The sequence below is a fragment of the Mycobacterium sp. 852002-10029_SCH5224772 genome (assembly GCF_001667315.1).
Classification (GTDB): domain Bacteria; phylum Actinomycetota; class Actinomycetes; order Mycobacteriales; family Mycobacteriaceae; genus Mycobacterium.
Genome location: NZ_LZHT01000098.1, coordinates 1 through 14,997, shown reverse-complemented (window position 1 = coordinate 14,997; position 14,997 = coordinate 1). Strand labels below are relative to the sequence as shown.

The following is a 14,997-nucleotide window of genomic DNA, read 5'->3' as shown; positions in this document are numbered from 1 at the left end:
ATGTATCAACGACAGCCGGCGCTTTGCGCGCTGAGCATTGATGTTGCGGCACCCCGTGTCGCCGTCGTTATGGTTGAGTCGTGGCTTGCCTACGCGGGCCGCACACGAGGGGACCACTATCCAACGGGGGAGGTTGGCATTTGAAATCCATCACATTCGGTAAGACAGGGCTCGAGGTGTCCCGGTTGGCCTTCGGTACCTGGGAGTTCAGCAGCGATTGGGGCCACGCCGACCAGGACGCCGCGATCACCATGATCCGCCGTGCCCGCGACCTCGGGATCAACATCTTCGATACGGCCCAGCAATACGGGTTCGGGGAATCCGAGCGCATTCTCGGTAAAGCCCTTCGCCCCGAGTTCGCGCGGTCCCGGGACGAGTTGGTGATCGCCACCAAGGGCGGATTGCGCAAAACCGACACGGGCCTGGTCCGCGACGCCAGCCCCGAGTACCTCAGGAGCGGGGTCGAGTCCAGCCTTCGCGCGCTGGGCGTCGACTACATCGACATCTACCTGGTGCATTGGCCCGATCCCACCACTCCGCCGGCGGTAACCGGCGGGGCGCTCGCAGAACTGGTGTCGGAGGGCAAAATTCGGCACGTGGGTGTGTCGAACTACGACACCACCCAGATAGAAGAACTCTCGGCCACGCTTCCGGTGGAGACGGTGCAGCCGCCCTACCACCTGTTTCGCCGCGACATCGAGGGCGACCTGCTGCCCTACTGCCACGCCAACGACATCGGGGTGATGGTGTACGGGCCGCTGGCGCACGGCTTGCTCACCGGAACAATGAAGGCCGACACCAGTTTTGCCCCCGCGGACTGGCGCAGCAAGAGTCCGATCTTCAATGGCGAGGACTACTTGCGCAACCTGAAAGTCGTTGAGGACCTGGGTCATTTGGCCATCGATCTCGGCGTCACGATGAGCCAGCTGGCGATCGCATGGACTCTCGCGCAGCCCGGCGTGCACGCCGCCATCATGGGCGCGCAACACATCACCTACCTGCAGGACAGCGCAGGCGCGGCCGACGTCACGCTGTCCGAGGCGGACCTCGCCGCGATCGAGGACATCATGAAGTCGGCGACGCCGGTGGGCGGCCCGGCCCCCGAGATGCATGAGAAAAAGGCGAGCTGACGGGTCAGCCCTTTACCAGCTCGCCGACGTGCGCGGTGACCGAATCGGCCAGGGCTTGCAGGTCATAACCGCCTTCGAGCACCGCCACCAATCGGCCGTCGCAGAGCTTCTCCGCCGATGCCATCAGTTCCCTGGTGACCCAGGCGAAGTCGGCGGCCGTCATGCTCAGTGAGCCGAGCGGATCACGCTCGTGCGCGTCGAAGCCGGCGGACACGATGATCAGTTCAGGTGAAAAGGCTTGCACCGCAGGCAGTATCCGATCGGCAAAGGCGGCGCGCAGTTCGGCACCGCCGTCCCCGGGAGCCAGCGGCGAGTTGAAGATGTTTCCGACTCCGGTTTCTCGCGCCGCGCCGGTGCCGGGAAACAGCGGCATCTGGTGCGTGGACGCGTAGAGCACGCTCGGGTCGGAGTAGAAGATCTGCTGCGTGCCGTTGCCGTGATGGACGTCGAAATCGACGATGGCGACCCGCGACAGCCCGTGTTTGCGCTGCGCGTGCCGTGCGCCGATGCTGATGTTGTTGAACAGGCAGAAGCCCATGGCCCGCTCGGTTTCGGCGTGATGACCAGGCGGTCGGCACGCGACGAAGGCGTTCTGCACGTCGCCGGCCGCCACCTGGTCCACGGCCCGCAGCGTGGCGCCCACCCCGCGTAGCGCCGTCTCCCACGTCGAGGGCTCCATCATGGTGTCGCCGCCGTCAAGATAGACGTAGCCCTGCTCGGGGCGCGCCGCCTCCAGCGCGTCCACATAGCGATTGGAGTGCACGTAGCGCGCGGCCGCCGGGTCGGCCGGCTCGGCGGTCTCGCGCACCAGCGCGTCGAACCGGGGCTGACTGAGCGCCGCTTCGACCGCGCGGTAGCGGTCCGGCCGCTCCGGATGCCCGGGGGCGGTCCGATGCGCGGCGAAGGCGGGATGGTGCAGCAGCAACGTGGCCATTAGGGGTGCCGCCAGCCGCCTACTGCGCGGTCCGGTTGCGCAGCCTGTCCACCAGACCGCGCACCGCGTGCTCGGTGATCGCCAGGGGAGACATCACCGTCTCGCCCACCTTCACCATCTCGTCGATCCGCGCGACGATGGCCTCCACCGGCTCGACCAGCACGATCAACCGCTTGGCCAGGTCGTCCAGGCTGGCCATGGTGCCGTCCAGGTGGTCCAGGCCGGTTTCCAGGCGTTCCACCGTGGCGTTCAGGGCCGAAAGGGAGCTGTTGAGCTCCTTCATGGTGTTGCTCAAACCGTCGAGGACGTCTTCGACCTGTTCTACGGTCTTGTCGGCGTTCAACGCGGCCTGGGTGAGCGTCTTGATCCGGCTTCGCTCTTGCCCCCCGCGCACGGTTCTGTCTGCCATGACCGCCATTATGACCCGGACCGGGCGCCCGAGAACCCGATGGCATGCACCACACGGAGACCGCTAGCGGATGCGCTATCGCATGTCGGGGTCGCGTCAGGCCACGCCGGACGGGTCCGACGGCAGCTTGGACGCGGCGTCCTCGTCGAGCAGCCAGAGCGTGGTGTCCAGCCCGACCGCCCCGGCGGCGGGCACCGAGGCCGGGGCGGCGCCACCGATGGCGGCGGCCGCCGCGTCGGCCTTCCCGGCGCCCGACACCATCAGCCAGACTTCGCGGGAACGCGCAATGGCGGGCAATGTCAAGGTGATTCGTTGCGGCGGCGGCTTGGGGGAGTCGTCGACCGACACCACCATGCGGGTGGTTTCGAGCACGGCGGGGGTCTCCGGGAACAGCGAGTTGATGTGCCCCTCGGGGCCCATGCCCAGCAGGTGCACATCGAAATTCGGCACCGGCTGCCCGGGTGCGGCGTTGGCCGCCAGCAGCTGCTCGTAGGCCAGCGCCGCCGCGGCCAGATCGCCGCCGAATTCGCCGTCGCTGGCCGGCATCGGGTGCACCTGGCTCGGCGGAATGTCGACATGGTCGAGCAGCGCGGCCCGGGCCTGTTTGTCGTTGCGCTCGTCATCGTCTTCGGGGACGTAGCGTTCGTCGCCCCAGAACAGATGCACCTTGGACCACTCGATCGGCCGGCCCACGAGCGACTGCAACAGCCCGATGCCGTTGCCGCCTCCCGTCAGCACGATGAGCGCGCGCCCCCGCGCCGCGATGGCGCTCGCGATGGTGTCGGTCAGCCGCGTGGCGGCGGCGGTGACCAGGGCCTGGCTGTCCGGGAAGATTTCGATGCTGGTGTTCACACGTATTGCACTTTCTCAATGCCTTCGAGCGCGGTCTGGTAAATCTCGTCGGGATCCAGTCGGCGCAGGTCTTCGGCGAGGCACTCGCCGGTTTCCCTGCGCGCCAACGGAAGCAGGGCGTCCGGGCGGGACGTCCGGCTCAGCGTGGCCGTCCGGCCTTCCTGGGGGCGGCTCAACACGATGGTCTCGCTGCTGCGCGTCAATTCGATTTTGAGCTCACCGACCGCCCGGCGCACCGGGCCGTCGATCCTGCTGGCCAGCCACCCCGCCAGGACGTCGAGGGCCGGTTCGGTGGCCAAACCGGACACCAGCGCCGACTCGATCGGTTCGTGCGGTGTCAGGTCGACGGCCGAGGTGAGCAGCGCCCGCCAGTAGGTGATGCGCGCCCAGGCCAGGTCGGTGTCACCCGCGGTGTGCCCGGGCAGTCGGCTTTTGATCGCCGCCAGCGGGTCGACCCCGTTGGTCGCGTCGGTGATGCGCCGAATAGCCAACCGGCCCAACGGATCTTGCGCGGGAACCGCCGGTGCGACGTCGGGCCACCAGGCCACCACGGGGATGTCGGGAAGCAGGAACGGGGTGACGACGCTGGCGGCGTGGCCGGACAGCGCACCGGAGAGCCGCAGCACCACGACCTCGCTGGCACCGGTGTCCCCGCCGGCGCGCAGCTGCGCGTCCAGCCGCGGCTTGTCCGCGTAGGGATTTCCCCGCATCGTGACGATGATCCGGCTGGGATGTTCGTGGCTGGCGTCGTTGGCCGCTTGCAGCGACTCTTCGAGGATCTCCTCGCTGTCCGGCGCGATGATCAGCGTCAGGACCCGGCCCATCGCGACGGCGCCGACCCTTTCCCGCAGTTCGTCCAGCCTCTTGTTGACCGCGGTGGTAGTGGTGTCCGGCATGTCAATGATCATGGGCGCCACTTCTCCTCATCGCTGCGCTCTGCATCGTCGTGGCGCGGATCATGGGCGCCGCCATTCCCGGCCCATGCGATGCAGCATCTCGAACGCGGAGTCCGGACCCCAGGTGCCCGCCTCGTACGGCTCGGGCTTGCCGCCGGCCGCCCAGTTATCGAGCACGGGATCGAGTATCTGCCAAGCCAATTCGACCTCTTCGTTGACCGGAAACAGCGACGGCTCACCCAGCAGCACGTCGAGGATCAGCTGCTCGTAGGCCTCCGGGGATTCCTCGGCGAACGCCGAGCCGTAGGAGAAGTCCATGTTGACGTCCCGGACCTCCATCGCGGTGCCCGGCACCTTGGAGCCGAACCGCAGCGTGACGCCTTCGTCGGGCTGCACGCGGATCACCATGGCGTTGGTGCCCAGCTCGTCGGTCATCGTCGCGTCGAACGGCAGGTGCGGCGCGCGTTTGAAGATCAGGGCGATCTCGGTCACCCTGCGGCCCAACCGTTTTCCGGTTCGCAGGTAGAAGGGCACGCCCGCCCAGCGGCGGGTGTCCACCTCGAGCGTGATGGCGGCGAACGTCTCGGTGATCGAGTCCTTGGCGAACCCCTCTTCGTCGAGCAGTCCGGGGACCTTTTCGCCGCCCTGCCAGCCCGCGGCGTATTGGCCGCGGCTGGTGGTCTCGTCGAGCGGCTCGGCGAGTTGGGTCGCCGACAGCACCTTGATCTTCTCGGCCTGCAGCGCCGAGGGGCTGAAGCTGACCGGCTCCTCCATGGCGGTCAGCGCCAACAGTTGCATGAGATGGTTCTGGATGACGTCGCGCGCGGCGCCGATGCCGTCGTAATAGCCGGCCCGGCCGCCGAGGCCGATGTCTTCGGCCATCGTGATCTGCACGTGGTCGACGTAGTGCGCGTTCCAGATCGGGTCGAACAGCTGATTGGCGAACCGCAGCGCCAGGATGTTGCGGACCGTCTCCTTGCCCAGGTAATGGTCGATCCGAAAGACCGACTCTTCGGGAAAGACGGCGTTGACGGACTTGTTCAGCGCTTGTGCGCTCTCCAGGTCGTTGCCGAACGGCTTCTCGATGACCACCCGGCTCCACCGCTCGCCCTGCGGGCGGGCCAGACCGGACCTGTGCAGCTGTTCGCACACGACGGGGAAGGACTTCGGCGGGATGGCCAGATAGAAGGCGTGATTGCCGCCGGTGCCCCGCTCGGCGTCCAGCTTGTCCAGGGTCTCGGCGAGCCGCCCGAACGCCTCGTCGTCATCGAAAGCGCCTGGCACGAAACGGAATCCCTCGGCCAGCCGATCCCAGTTCTCCTGCCGGAAAGGCGTGCGGCAATGTTCCTTGACCGCCTCGTGCACCACCTTGCCGAAATCCTGTGTGCTCCAATCCCGGCGGGCGAAACCCACCAGCGAGAAGCTGGGCGGCAGTAGTCCGCGGTTGGCCAGGTCGTAGATCGCCGGCATGACCTTCTTGCGCGCCAAGTCGCCCGTGACACCGAAGATGACCATCCCGCACGGCCCGGCGATGCGCGGGAGCCGCTTATCGCGCTTGTCCCGTAACGGGTTTTGCCATTGTTGCGCCGTGCGGGCTGGGCTCATTTGGCGGCGGAACCCAGCTGCTTCTGCGTTTCCTCCAGCAGCTCGGTCCACGAAGCCACAAACTTCTCCACACCCTCGTTTTCCAGCACCACGAAGACGTCCGGCAAATCGATTCCGACCGCGGCCAGTTTGTCGAACACCTGCTGGGCGTCCGCGGCGGTGCCGGTGACGGTGTCGCCCTTGATCACACCGTGATCGGCAACCGCGTCGATGGTCTTCTCCGGCATGGTGTTCACCGTGTTGGGCGCCACCAGCTCGGTGACATAGAGGGTGTCGGCGTAGTCGGGGTTCTTGACTCCGGTCGACGCCCAGAGCGGACGCTGCACCCGGGCCCCGTCGGCCTTGAGCGCCTGGTAGCGCTCGCCGCCCTTGAACACCTCCTGGTATGCCGCGTAGGCCAGCCGGGCGTTGGCCACACCGGCCTGGCCGCGCAACGCGAGGGCGTCATCGCCGCCGATCTTCTCCAGCCGCTTGTCGACCTCGGTGTCCACCCGGGAGACGAAAAATGAAGCAACCGAATGGATCTTGGACAGGTCGTGTCCCGCTTGGCGGGCCTTCTCCATGCCGGCCAGGTAGGCGTCCATCACGGCGCGGTGCCGCTCGACGGAGAAGATCAGCGTGACGTTGACCGAAATCCCTTCCGTGAGAACGGCGGTGATAGCCGGAATCCCCGCCTCGGTCGCCGGGATCTTGATGAACAGGTTCGGCCGGTCGACGATCTTCCACAGCTCGACGGCCTGCGCGACGGTCTTGTCGGTGTCGCCCGCAAGGCGCGGGTCGACCTCGATGGACACCCGGCCGTCGACACCGTCGGAGTTCTCCCACTCGCGCGTCAACACGTCGCACCCATTGCGCACGTCGTCCGTGGTGACGGTGCGGATGGTGGCGTCGACGTCGGCGCCACGCTCGGCGAGCTCCGCGATCTGACCGTCGTAGGCGTCGCCCTCGGCGAACGCCTTCTGGAAGATCGATGGATTGGTGGTCACGCCGACGACACTGCGGGTGTCGATCAGCTCTTGCAGGTTCCCTGACTGCAGCCGTTCCCGCGACAGGTCATCCAGCCATACGGAAACACCCGCGGCGCTCAACGCCGCGAGGTTAGGGTTCTGAGCGGTCATGTGAATTACCCTTTCCTCAGTTATCCACGACTTGTTCCGCGGCGGCAGCGACGGCTTCGGCAGTGAAGCCGAATTCACGGAATAAGGTCTTGTAGTCGGCGGATTCGCCGTAGTGCTCGATCGACACGATCTTCCCCGTGTCACCGACCAGCTTGTGCCAGCTCTGCGCGACGCCGGCCTCGACGGCCACCCGGGCCGACACGGACGGGGGGAGCACGCTGTCACGGTAGTCGTCGGGCTGGGACTCGAACCACTCGACACACGGCATCGAGACCACCCGCGCCACAATGTCCTTGTCCGCCAACAACTTCTGCGCCTCGACCGCGAGCTGGACCTCCGAGCCGGTGGCGATCAGGACGACGTCGGGATCCTGGCCGGCCTCCTCACCGTCCGAGCCCAGGATGTAGCCGCCCCGGGCGACGCCGTCGGCGCTGGTGCCCTCGAGCACCGGCACGCCCTGGCGGGTCAGGACCAACCCCACCGGGCCGCTGCCGTTGCCGCGGGCCAGGATGGTGCGCCAGGCGTGGGCGGTCTCGTTCGCGTCGGCCGGGCGCACCACCGACAGCTTGGGGATGGCGCGCAGCGCCGCGAGGTGCTCGATCGGCTGGTGGGTGGGTCCGTCCTCGCCGAGCCCGATGGAGTCGTGCGTCCACACGTAGATGGTGTCGATGTCCATCAGCGAGGCCAGCCGCACCGCCGGACGCATGTAGTCCGAGAACTGCAGGAACGTGCCGCCGTACGCGCGGGTCGGGCCGTGCAGCACGATACCGGACAGGATCGCGGCCATCGCGTGTTCGCGCACGCCGAAATGCAGGGTGCGGCCGTACCAGTCGGCGGTGTAGTCCTTCGTCGAAATCGACGGCGGACCAAAGGATTTGACGTTGTCCATGGTGGTGTTGTTGCTGCCCGCCAGGTCGGCCGAACCGCCCCACAGCTCGGGCAGTTTCGGTCCCAGCGCGGAGAGCACCTTGCCGGACGCCGCCCGGGTGGCCAGCTCCTTGGAACCCGGCTCCCAGTGCGGGATGTCGGAGTCCCAGCCGTCGGGCAGTTCCTCGGCGGTCAACCGGTCCAGCAGCGCCTTGCGGTCGGGCTCGCGCTGCACCCATGCGTCGAAATCCGCCTGCCACTTCTCGTGCGCTTCCTTGCCGCGGTCGACCAGCTTGCGGGTGTGGGCGATCACCTCGTCGCGCACCTCGAAGTTCTTGTCCGGGTCGAAGTCGAGGATCTGCTTGACGGCCGCGACCTCCTCGTCGCCCAGCGCCGCGCCGTGCGCCTTGCCGGTGTTCATCAGCTTCGGCGCGGGATAGCCGATGATGGTGCGCAACTCGATGAATGACGGCCGGTCGGTGACGGCTTTGGCGTTGGCGATGGCCTCCTCGATGGCGACGACGTTCTCGCCGCCCTCGACCTTCTGCACGTGCCAGCCGTAGGCCTCGTAGCGCGCGGCGGTGTCCTCGCACAACGCGATGTTCGTGTCGTCCTCGATCGAAATCTGGTTGTGGTCGTAGAAAACGATGAGGTTGCCCAGCTGCTGGACGGCCGCCAGCGACGAGGCTTCCGAGGTGACGCCCTCTTCGATGTCGCCGTCGGAGGCGATCACGTAGATGAAGTGGTCGAACGGGCTGGTGCCCGGGGTGGCGTCGGGGTCGAACAGGCCGCGTTCGTAGCGCGCGGCCATCGCCATGCCCACCGCCGATGCCAGGCCCTGCCCGAGCGGACCGGTGGTGATCTCGACGCCCCTGGTGTGGCGGAACTCCGGGTGCCCGGGAGTCTTGGATCCCCAGGTGCGCAGCGACTCGATGTCGGAAAGCTCCAGGCCGAAACCGCCCAGGTACAGCTGCAGGTACAGCGTCAGGCTGCTGTGTCCGCACGACAGCACGAACCGGTCGCGGCCCAGCCAGTGGGTGTCGCCGGGGTCGTGGCGCATCGTCCGCTGGAACAGCGTGTACGCCAGGGGGGCCAGGCTCATCGCCGTCCCGGGGTGGCCATTGCCGACCTTTTGCACCGCGTCGGCCGCCAGCACCCGAACGGTGTCGACGGCGGCCGAGTCGAGCTCGGACCAGTCGTCGGGGAGGTGCGGTTGGGTCAGCGTAGAGATCTCTTCGAGTGTCGTCACAGACTCAGTCCTTGGGTCATCGAGCTGATCAATCCCACCCTAGTGCGGGAGGGCCGGCTCTTGCAGAGCAGGATTTCGGGTACCCGCGGCCGGCAGGTGTGAAAATTACGCGCCCGTCGAAAGCCACTAACATTCAGTTCGGAAATCTCGGAAAAGTTTGCGAATGGACCCACGGGGGGGCATCCCCGTTACTCGGTCTACCATCGTGTGTAGTAGATGCTGCGCGCCGCTGCGACCCCAAGGAGTTATTGCGTGAGCGTTCGCGGGCGCGTCGCGCCGAGCCAATTGCCAAGCCGGGTACAAGGCACGGTGCTGGCTTATCTGGCGCTGACCAAGCCGCGGGTCATCGAGCTGCTGCTCGTGACCGCGATCCCGGCGATGCTGCTCGCCCAGCGCGGCACGGTGAATCCGCTGCTGATCGTCAACACGCTGATCGGCGGGATGCTGGCCGCCGGGGGTGCCAACACGCTGAACTGCGTGGCCGACGCGGACATCGACAAGGTGATGAAGCGCACCGCGCGCCGGCCGCTGGCCCGGGCCGCGGTGCCCACCCGCAACGCCTTCGTGTTCGGGCTGGTGCTGACCGTCGGGTCGTTTTTCTGGCTGTGGTGGACGACGAACCTGCTGTCGGGGCTGCTGGGACTGGCGACGATCGCGTTCTATGTGCTCGTCTACACGCTGCTGCTCAAGCGACGCACCTCCCAGAACGTCGTGTGGGGCGGCGCGGCCGGCTGCATGCCGGTGATGATCGGCTGGTCGGCCGTGACGAACACCATAGCCTGGCCGGCCCTGGTGATGTTCGCCATCATTTTCTTCTGGACGCCGCCGCACACCTGGGCGCTGGCGATGCGCTACAAGGACGATTACAAGGCGGCGGGTGTCCCGATGCTGCCGGTCGTCGCGACCGAGCGCCAGGTGACCAAGCAGATCCTGATCTACACGTGGCTGACGGTGCTGGCCACGCTGGCGCTGGCGCTGGCGACGGGCTGGCTGTACGCGGCGGTCGCCGTGGTGGCCGGGGTGTGGTTCCTCGCGATGGCGCATCAGCTGTACGCGGGGGTGCGCGCCGGTGAGCCGGTGAAGCCGCTGCGGCTGTTCCTGCAGTCGAACAACTACCTGGCGGTGGTGTTCTGCGCGTTGGCGGTCGACTCGGCCATCGGGCTGCCGCACCTGTTCTGACGGCCTGAGGCCGCCCGCCGGGCGCCAGTCACATTGGCCACTCCGGTCTCTCCGGGAGAGCGGGCCGAGAATGCCCACCTCACAGCGACAATCGCCCACCCCGACGAGTTGTCGCTCGAAGGCGGGCACATCGCCTCATGCCTTCGCGGCGGTGCCACTGTGGCCGCTGTGGTTCGGCAGCCCTCAGGGCAGCAGCACGATCGACCCAGTGGTCTTGCGGCCCTGCAGATCCCGGTGGGCGCGGGCCGCGTCGGCCAGTGGGTAGCGCCCGCCGACTTCGACGGCGATGTCGCCGCCGGCGATCGCGGCGAACAATTCCTCTGCCCGCCAGCTGAATTCCTGCCCGGTGCGGACGAAGTGCGCCAGCGACGGCCGAGTCAAAAACACCGAGCCGGCGCCATTGAGGCGCTGCGGATCGAACGGCGGAACCGGCCCGCTGGCCGCGCCGAACAACGCGAGCGTGCCCCGCACGGCCAGGCTGGCCATGCTGGCGTCGAACGTGGTCGCGCCCACGCCGTCGTACACCGCGGCCACCCCGGCGCCGTCGGTCAACGCACGGATCCGCTGACCGAACTCGTCGGCGTCGTCGGGGTAGGAGAGCACCTCGTCGGCGCCGGCCTTCGCCGACATCCGCGCTTTCTCCGGGGTCGAGACGGTCGTGATCACCCGCGCGCCGAGCAGATGTGCCCACTGCGTCAAGATCAGGCCGACACCGCCCGCGCCGGCGTGCACCAGCACCGTGTCGCCCGCCTGCACCGGATACACCGACTTCAACAGGTAATGGGCGGTCAGGCCCTTCAGCAGCGCTGAGGCCGCCACGTCCGCGGTCACGCTGTCGGGTACCCGCGCCGTCAAAACCGCTGGGGCCGTAGCGAATTCGGCATAGCCGCCGGAGGCCGCCGCGCTGACCACCCGGTCGCCGACGCTGAACCCGTCGGCGCCCTGGCCCGTGGCGACGACGGTGCCGCACAATTCGGATCCCAGGATGAAGGGCAGCTGGCGCGGATAGTGCCCCGAGCGGAAATACGTGTCGATGTAGTTGACGCCGATGGCCTCCGCCTTGATCAGCACCTCGCCCGGCCCGGGCGTGGGCTGCGCCGTATCGACGTAGCGCAGCACGTCGGGGCCGCCGGTTTCGCTGACTTCGATTGCGTGCATGTGCTTATCATGCCCGGGCATGAAACTCGCTCGGCCGGACGTCTTCCATCCCCGCATCGTGCTGGCGGGGCCCGGCGGCGACCCCGACGACGCGGGGCTGGTGCCCGCGCTACGCCGCCGTGGCCTGCACGCACGCTGGCTGTCCTGGAACGACCCGCAGACCACCCACGCCGACCTGGTGATCCTGCGGGCCGCCCCCGACGACCTGGACGACCCGGAGCGGCGCGACGATTTCCTGGCCTGGACCCGGCGCCTGCGCCACCTGCTCAACCCACCCGACGCGGTCGCCTGGAATGTCGATGATCGGTATCTGCGCGACCTCGAGAACGACGGGGTGCCAACCGCGTCCGGCGCGACGCGACAGTCGGCGCTGATTTTTCTGGGCGGCGAGCAATCGCACGCCTGGCCGGGTGAGCCGGAGTTCGAATCGTGGGACCTCGGCCACGCCGCGCTCGCGGCGGCCGCCGCCCGCTCCGGGATCGGCGTGCGGGACCTGTTGTACGCGCGAGCCGACGTGGCCGGGGACCGGCTGGTGAGGCTGGATCTCGTTGCGCCGCAGATGGGTTGGCGTCAATTGGACACCGCAACCCGTGAGCTCGCCGAGCGCCGGTTCGCCCTCGCGGTCGAGTCAGGCTGTGAGCGCCTCGGGCTCGGCCCGTTCTCGCATAGACGCCCATAGGGCCGCGGTGGCCGCGGTGCATGCGGCCGCCCCCGCCACGTGCAGGGCGACCAGCGCGGCGGGCACTCCGGTGTAGTACTGGGCGGTGCCGACGGCGGCTTGCGCGCACAGCAGGACGAGCAGCACCCCGAGCCGCAGCACGACGGGCCGGGTGGCATGCACCGCCAGCAACCCGAAGCCCAGCCCCACGACCAGCGCCAGGTAGGCCACCAGCAGCGAGGAGTGCATGTGCACCAGGGTGGCGACTTCGACCTCGAGTCGCGGCACCGTCCGGGTCGCGCTGCGGTCGCCCGCGTGCGGGCCGGCGGCCGTCACCAGCGTGCCGGTGACCAGCACCGCGGCCAGGTTCACGCCGGACAGCGCGGTCAGCGCGCGCAGCGGCCTCGGAATCAACACGTGTACCGCTCCGTCGTCGGGCTCGCCGATCTTGACGTAGAGCAGCACCGCGAGCCACACCATCGTCATCGACGTCAGCAGGTGGATGGCCACCGTCCACCACAGCAGCCCGGTGCGCACCGTGATCCCGCCGATGACCGCCTGCACGACGGTGGACACCGGCATCAACCAGGCATAGACCAGCACCTCGCGGCGCCGTCGGGCCCGGGTCACCGCGAGCACGGCCAGCGCGGCGGCAATGACCACCGCGAAGGTCACCATTCGATTGCCGAACTCGACGGCCTGGTGGATACGCGGCACCTCGGCGTGGGCCACCGGGACGAAGCTGCCCGGAAAGCACTGCGGCCAGGTCGGGCAGCCCAGGCCCGAGGCGGTGACGCGCACGATCGCACCGGTGATGGCGATGCCGCCCTGGGTCAGAATGACGGCGGCGGCGATCAGGCGCTGGACGCCCAGACTGGGATTGGGGAGCAGGTCCACCAGCCGCAACAGCGTTCGTCCAAGCACGGCCCGATCCTAAGGCACCGAAAACTACATGCCGTAGTACGGCCGGGGTTGCCGAACAGCCGTCAGGTGAACCGGAACCAGCGCAGCGCGCTCAACCCGGCCAGCGCGCCCCACGCCGCCAGGACGATCACCCCGAACCAGTCCACCGACGTCGTCATCGCCTGCGAGAGCGCCTCGGTCAGCGCGCCCGACGGGGTCAGCCGGGCCGCCCACTTGACCGTCGTCGGGATCATCTCGGTTTCCACGGTCAGCGCGCCCAGGCCGGCGAAGACGAACCACATCAGGTTGGCGACCGCGAGCACGATCTCGGCCCGCAGCGTCCCGCCGAGCAGCAGGCCCAGGGCCGCAAACACCACGGTGCCCAGCGCGATTACCCCCGCGCCCAACGCCAACGCGATCAGGGTGGGTCGCCAGCCGAGCACAAAACCGATGGCGCCCAACAGAATTGCCTGCAAGAACACCACGGTGACGACGGCCAGGGACTTGCCTGCGATGATGCCCCACACCGGAAGCGGGGTGGCCCCGAGCCGCTTCAAAGCCCCGTAGCGGCGATCGAAGGCGACCGCGATCGCCTGCCCGGTGAACGCGGTGGAGATCACCGCCAGCGCCATGATGGCCGGGGTGAAGGTGGCGGCGCGGTGCTGCCCGAACGAACCCAGCGGCAGCAGCGTCAGCCCGACCAGCAGCGTGATCGGGATGAACATGGTCAGCAGCAGCTGTTCGCCGTTGCGCAGCAACAGCTTGAGCTCCAGGCCGAATTGCGCGGCAAGCATTTTCGGCACCGCGCTGGGCCGCGGGTCGGGGGCGAAAGTCCCAGCGGGAAAGGGTGATTCGCTCATGGCCGCAACTTCCTGCCGGTGAGATCGAGGAACACGTCCTCGAGACTGCGCTGCTCGACGCGCATATCGGTGGCCAGCACGTCGATCCGGGCGCACCACGCCGTGACGGTCGCCAGCACCTGCGGGTCGACCGGTCCCTCGACCAGGTACTCGCCCGGGGTTACCTCGGTGGCCTTGTAGTCCTCGGGCAGCGCGGCGGACAGCAGGGACAGGTCGAGCCGCGGCGGCGCGCTGAACCGCAACTGGTCCTTGGCGCCGCTGCGCATCAGCTCGGTCGGCGTGCCCGAGGCCACCGTCGCGCCGTTGTCGATGATCACCAGCCGGTCGGCGAGTTCCTCGGCCTCCTTGAGCTGGTGCGTGGTCAGCACCACCGTCACCCCGTCGCGGCGCAGCGCGTCGATCAGCTCCCACACCAGCAGCCGGGCGTGGGCGTCCATGCCGGCGGTGGGCTCGTCGAGGAACACCAGCTCGGGCCGCCCGACCAGCGCGCACGCCAACGCGAGCCGTTGCTGCTGCCCGCCGGAGAGCCGCCGATAGGTGGTGCGCGCGGCGTCGGTCAGGCCCAGCGTGTCCAGCAGCCACGCCGGGTCCAGCGGGTCGGCGGCGTAGGCGGCCACCAAGTCGAGCATTTCTCCGGCGCGGGCCGCGGGGTAGCCGCCGCCGCCCTGCAGCATCACGCCGATCCTCGCCCGCAGCCGGGCGTTGTCGGCGATCGGGTCCAGGCCGAGCACCTCGATCGTGCCGGCGTCCGGGCGCACGAAACCCTCGCACATTTCGACCGTCGTGGTCTTGCCGGCACCGTTGGGGCCGAGCAGGGCCAGCACTTCGGCGGCGTGCACGTCCAGGTCGAGATCGGAGACAGCCGTGGTGGATCCGTAGTGCTTGCTCACGCCGCGCAGTCGCACCACTGTTTTTATGGATGGGGCGCGGCATTTCGGCGATCACCGGGGAAAACATCGTCGCCGCCGTGCTGTGTCACCGGCTGGTGGAGCTGCTCGGCGTCGGGCTGATCGTGTGGGCGACACCGCGGCTGGCCCGGCGCTGCGGCGTCGCCGAGGTCAGCGCGCTGTGGCTGGGCGCGGCCAATCCGCTGCTGATCATGCATCTGGTGGCCGGGGTGCACAACGAGGCGCTGATGCTGGGCCTGATGCTGGCCGGGGCCGAATTCGCGCTGCGCGG

The 14,997-nt window shown here is 68.4% G+C and carries 14 protein-coding genes and 1 pseudogene; 4 read left to right on the top strand and 11 right to left on the bottom strand.

All coding sequences use genetic code 11. From position 1 onward, the window contains the following. Positions 1–140 precede the first annotated feature (140 nt). Entirely contained in the window at positions 141–1,130 is a 990-nt protein-coding gene (locus tag A5775_RS17680) for an aldo/keto reductase (protein ID WP_067255227.1), read from the top strand. A 4-nt stretch (positions 1,131–1,134) separates the two neighbouring features. On the opposite strand, the gene A5775_RS17675 is transcribed toward A5775_RS17680, so the two are convergent. From A5775_RS17675 to tkt, 7 genes are all read right to left on the bottom strand, one after another. Further along, on the bottom strand, positions 1,135–2,064 hold the full coding sequence (locus A5775_RS17675; RefSeq protein ID WP_067255225.1) for a histone deacetylase family protein: 930 nt from the start codon (positions 2,062–2,064) through the stop codon (positions 1,135–1,137). Between the two features lie 19 nt (positions 2,065–2,083). After that, positions 2,084–2,482, bottom strand: a complete 399-nt coding sequence (locus A5775_RS17670; RefSeq protein ID WP_067255223.1) for an ATPase — start codon at positions 2,480–2,482, stop codon at positions 2,084–2,086. Positions 2,483–2,569: 87 nt separating this feature from the next. Beyond that, the gene (gene pgl, locus A5775_RS17665) at positions 2,570–3,325 is read right to left on the bottom strand and encodes a 6-phosphogluconolactonase (protein ID WP_067255221.1); all 756 of its coding nucleotides are present in this window, start codon (positions 3,323–3,325) and stop codon (positions 2,570–2,572) included. Further along, entirely contained in the window at positions 3,322–4,233 is a 912-nt protein-coding gene (opcA, locus tag A5775_RS17660; protein ID WP_067255219.1) for a glucose-6-phosphate dehydrogenase assembly protein OpcA, read from the bottom strand. The genes pgl and opcA overlap by 4 nt, the downstream gene beginning before the upstream one ends. Before the next feature lie 48 nt (positions 4,234–4,281). Next, entirely contained in the window at positions 4,282–5,826 is a 1,545-nt protein-coding gene (gene zwf / locus A5775_RS17655) for a glucose-6-phosphate dehydrogenase (RefSeq protein ID WP_067255217.1), read from the bottom strand. After that, a complete protein-coding gene (gene tal, locus A5775_RS17650) occupies positions 5,823–6,944 on the bottom strand; it encodes a transaldolase (RefSeq protein WP_067255215.1) in 1,122 nt (373 codons plus the stop codon). The genes zwf and tal overlap by 4 nt, the downstream gene beginning before the upstream one ends. Positions 6,945–6,960: 16 nt before the next feature. Beyond that, positions 6,961–9,060, bottom strand: a complete 2,100-nt coding sequence (gene tkt, locus A5775_RS17645; RefSeq protein ID WP_067255212.1) for a transketolase — start codon at positions 9,058–9,060, stop codon at positions 6,961–6,963. Between the two features lie 252 nt (positions 9,061–9,312). Here tkt and A5775_RS17640 point away from each other — a divergent pair, with 252 nt between their 5' ends. Further along, positions 9,313–10,239 carry a heme o synthase gene (locus A5775_RS17640; protein WP_067255210.1) on the top strand — a complete coding sequence of 309 codons (927 nt, stop codon included), beginning with the start codon at positions 9,313–9,315 and terminating at the stop codon, positions 10,237–10,239. Positions 10,240–10,422: 183 nt separating this feature from the next. Here the strand turns inward: A5775_RS17640 and A5775_RS17635 are convergent, their stop codons facing one another. Continuing rightward, positions 10,423–11,397 (bottom strand): quinone oxidoreductase, encoded by a 975-nt coding sequence (locus A5775_RS17635; protein WP_067255209.1) that lies wholly within the window; start codon positions 11,395–11,397, stop codon positions 10,423–10,425. Positions 11,398–11,416: 19 nt separating this feature from the next. On the opposite strand from A5775_RS17635, the gene A5775_RS17630 reads away from it, so the two are divergent. Continuing rightward, positions 11,417–12,076 carry a hypothetical protein gene (locus tag A5775_RS17630; RefSeq protein WP_067255207.1) on the top strand — a complete coding sequence of 220 codons (660 nt, stop codon included), beginning with the start codon at positions 11,417–11,419 and terminating at the stop codon, positions 12,074–12,076. Here A5775_RS17630 and A5775_RS17625 read toward each other — a convergent pair. The 3 genes from A5775_RS17625 to A5775_RS17615 all read right to left on the bottom strand — a co-directional run bounded on the left by A5775_RS17625 (position 12,026) and on the right by A5775_RS17615 (position 14,735). Then, entirely contained in the window at positions 12,026–12,979 is a 954-nt protein-coding gene (locus A5775_RS17625) for a heme A synthase (protein WP_067255205.1), read from the bottom strand. The genes A5775_RS17630 and A5775_RS17625 overlap by 51 nt on opposite strands. Positions 12,980–13,041: 62 nt before the next feature. Then, positions 13,042–13,818: an ABC transporter permease gene (locus tag A5775_RS17620; protein ID WP_067255203.1), complete on the bottom strand. Its 777-nt coding sequence runs from the start codon at positions 13,816–13,818 to the stop codon at positions 13,042–13,044. Then, on the bottom strand, positions 13,815–14,735 hold the full coding sequence (locus tag A5775_RS17615; RefSeq protein WP_197512693.1) for an ABC transporter ATP-binding protein: 921 nt from the start codon (positions 14,733–14,735) through the stop codon (positions 13,815–13,817). Before A5775_RS17615 ends, A5775_RS17620 begins: the two co-directional genes overlap by 4 nt. Between A5775_RS17615 and mptB the strand changes: the two are divergent. Beyond that, a pseudogene (mptB, locus tag A5775_RS17610) lies at positions 14,723–14,997 on the top strand (polyprenol phosphomannose-dependent alpha 1,6 mannosyltransferase MptB); the annotation flags it as partial. The gene A5775_RS17615 and the pseudogene mptB overlap by 13 nt on opposite strands.

What these genes read in the sequence shown, in the direction of transcription:
- A5775_RS17675 (WP_067255225.1), bottom strand. Translation starts at nt 2,064, where the DNA reads ATGGCCACGTTGCTGCTGCACCATCCCGCCTTCGCCGCGCATCGGACC.
- A5775_RS17670 (WP_067255223.1), bottom strand. Translation starts at nt 2,482, where the DNA reads ATGGCGGTCATGGCAGACAGAACCGTGCGCGGGGGGCAAGAGCGAAGC.
- opcA (WP_067255219.1), bottom strand. Translation starts at nt 4,233, where the DNA reads ATGATCATTGACATGCCGGACACCACTACCACCGCGGTCAACAAGAGG.
- zwf (WP_067255217.1), bottom strand. Translation starts at nt 5,826, where the DNA reads ATGAGCCCAGCCCGCACGGCGCAACAATGGCAAAACCCGTTACGGGAC.
- tal (WP_067255215.1), bottom strand. Translation starts at nt 6,944, where the DNA reads ATGACCGCTCAGAACCCTAACCTCGCGGCGTTGAGCGCCGCGGGTGTT.
- A5775_RS17635 (WP_067255209.1), bottom strand. Translation starts at nt 11,397, where the DNA reads ATGCACGCAATCGAAGTCAGCGAAACCGGCGGCCCCGACGTGCTGCGC.
- A5775_RS17630 (WP_067255207.1), top strand. Translation starts at nt 11,417, where the DNA reads ATGAAACTCGCTCGGCCGGACGTCTTCCATCCCCGCATCGTGCTGGCG.
- A5775_RS17620 (WP_067255203.1), bottom strand. Translation starts at nt 13,818, where the DNA reads ATGAGCGAATCACCCTTTCCCGCTGGGACTTTCGCCCCCGACCCGCGG.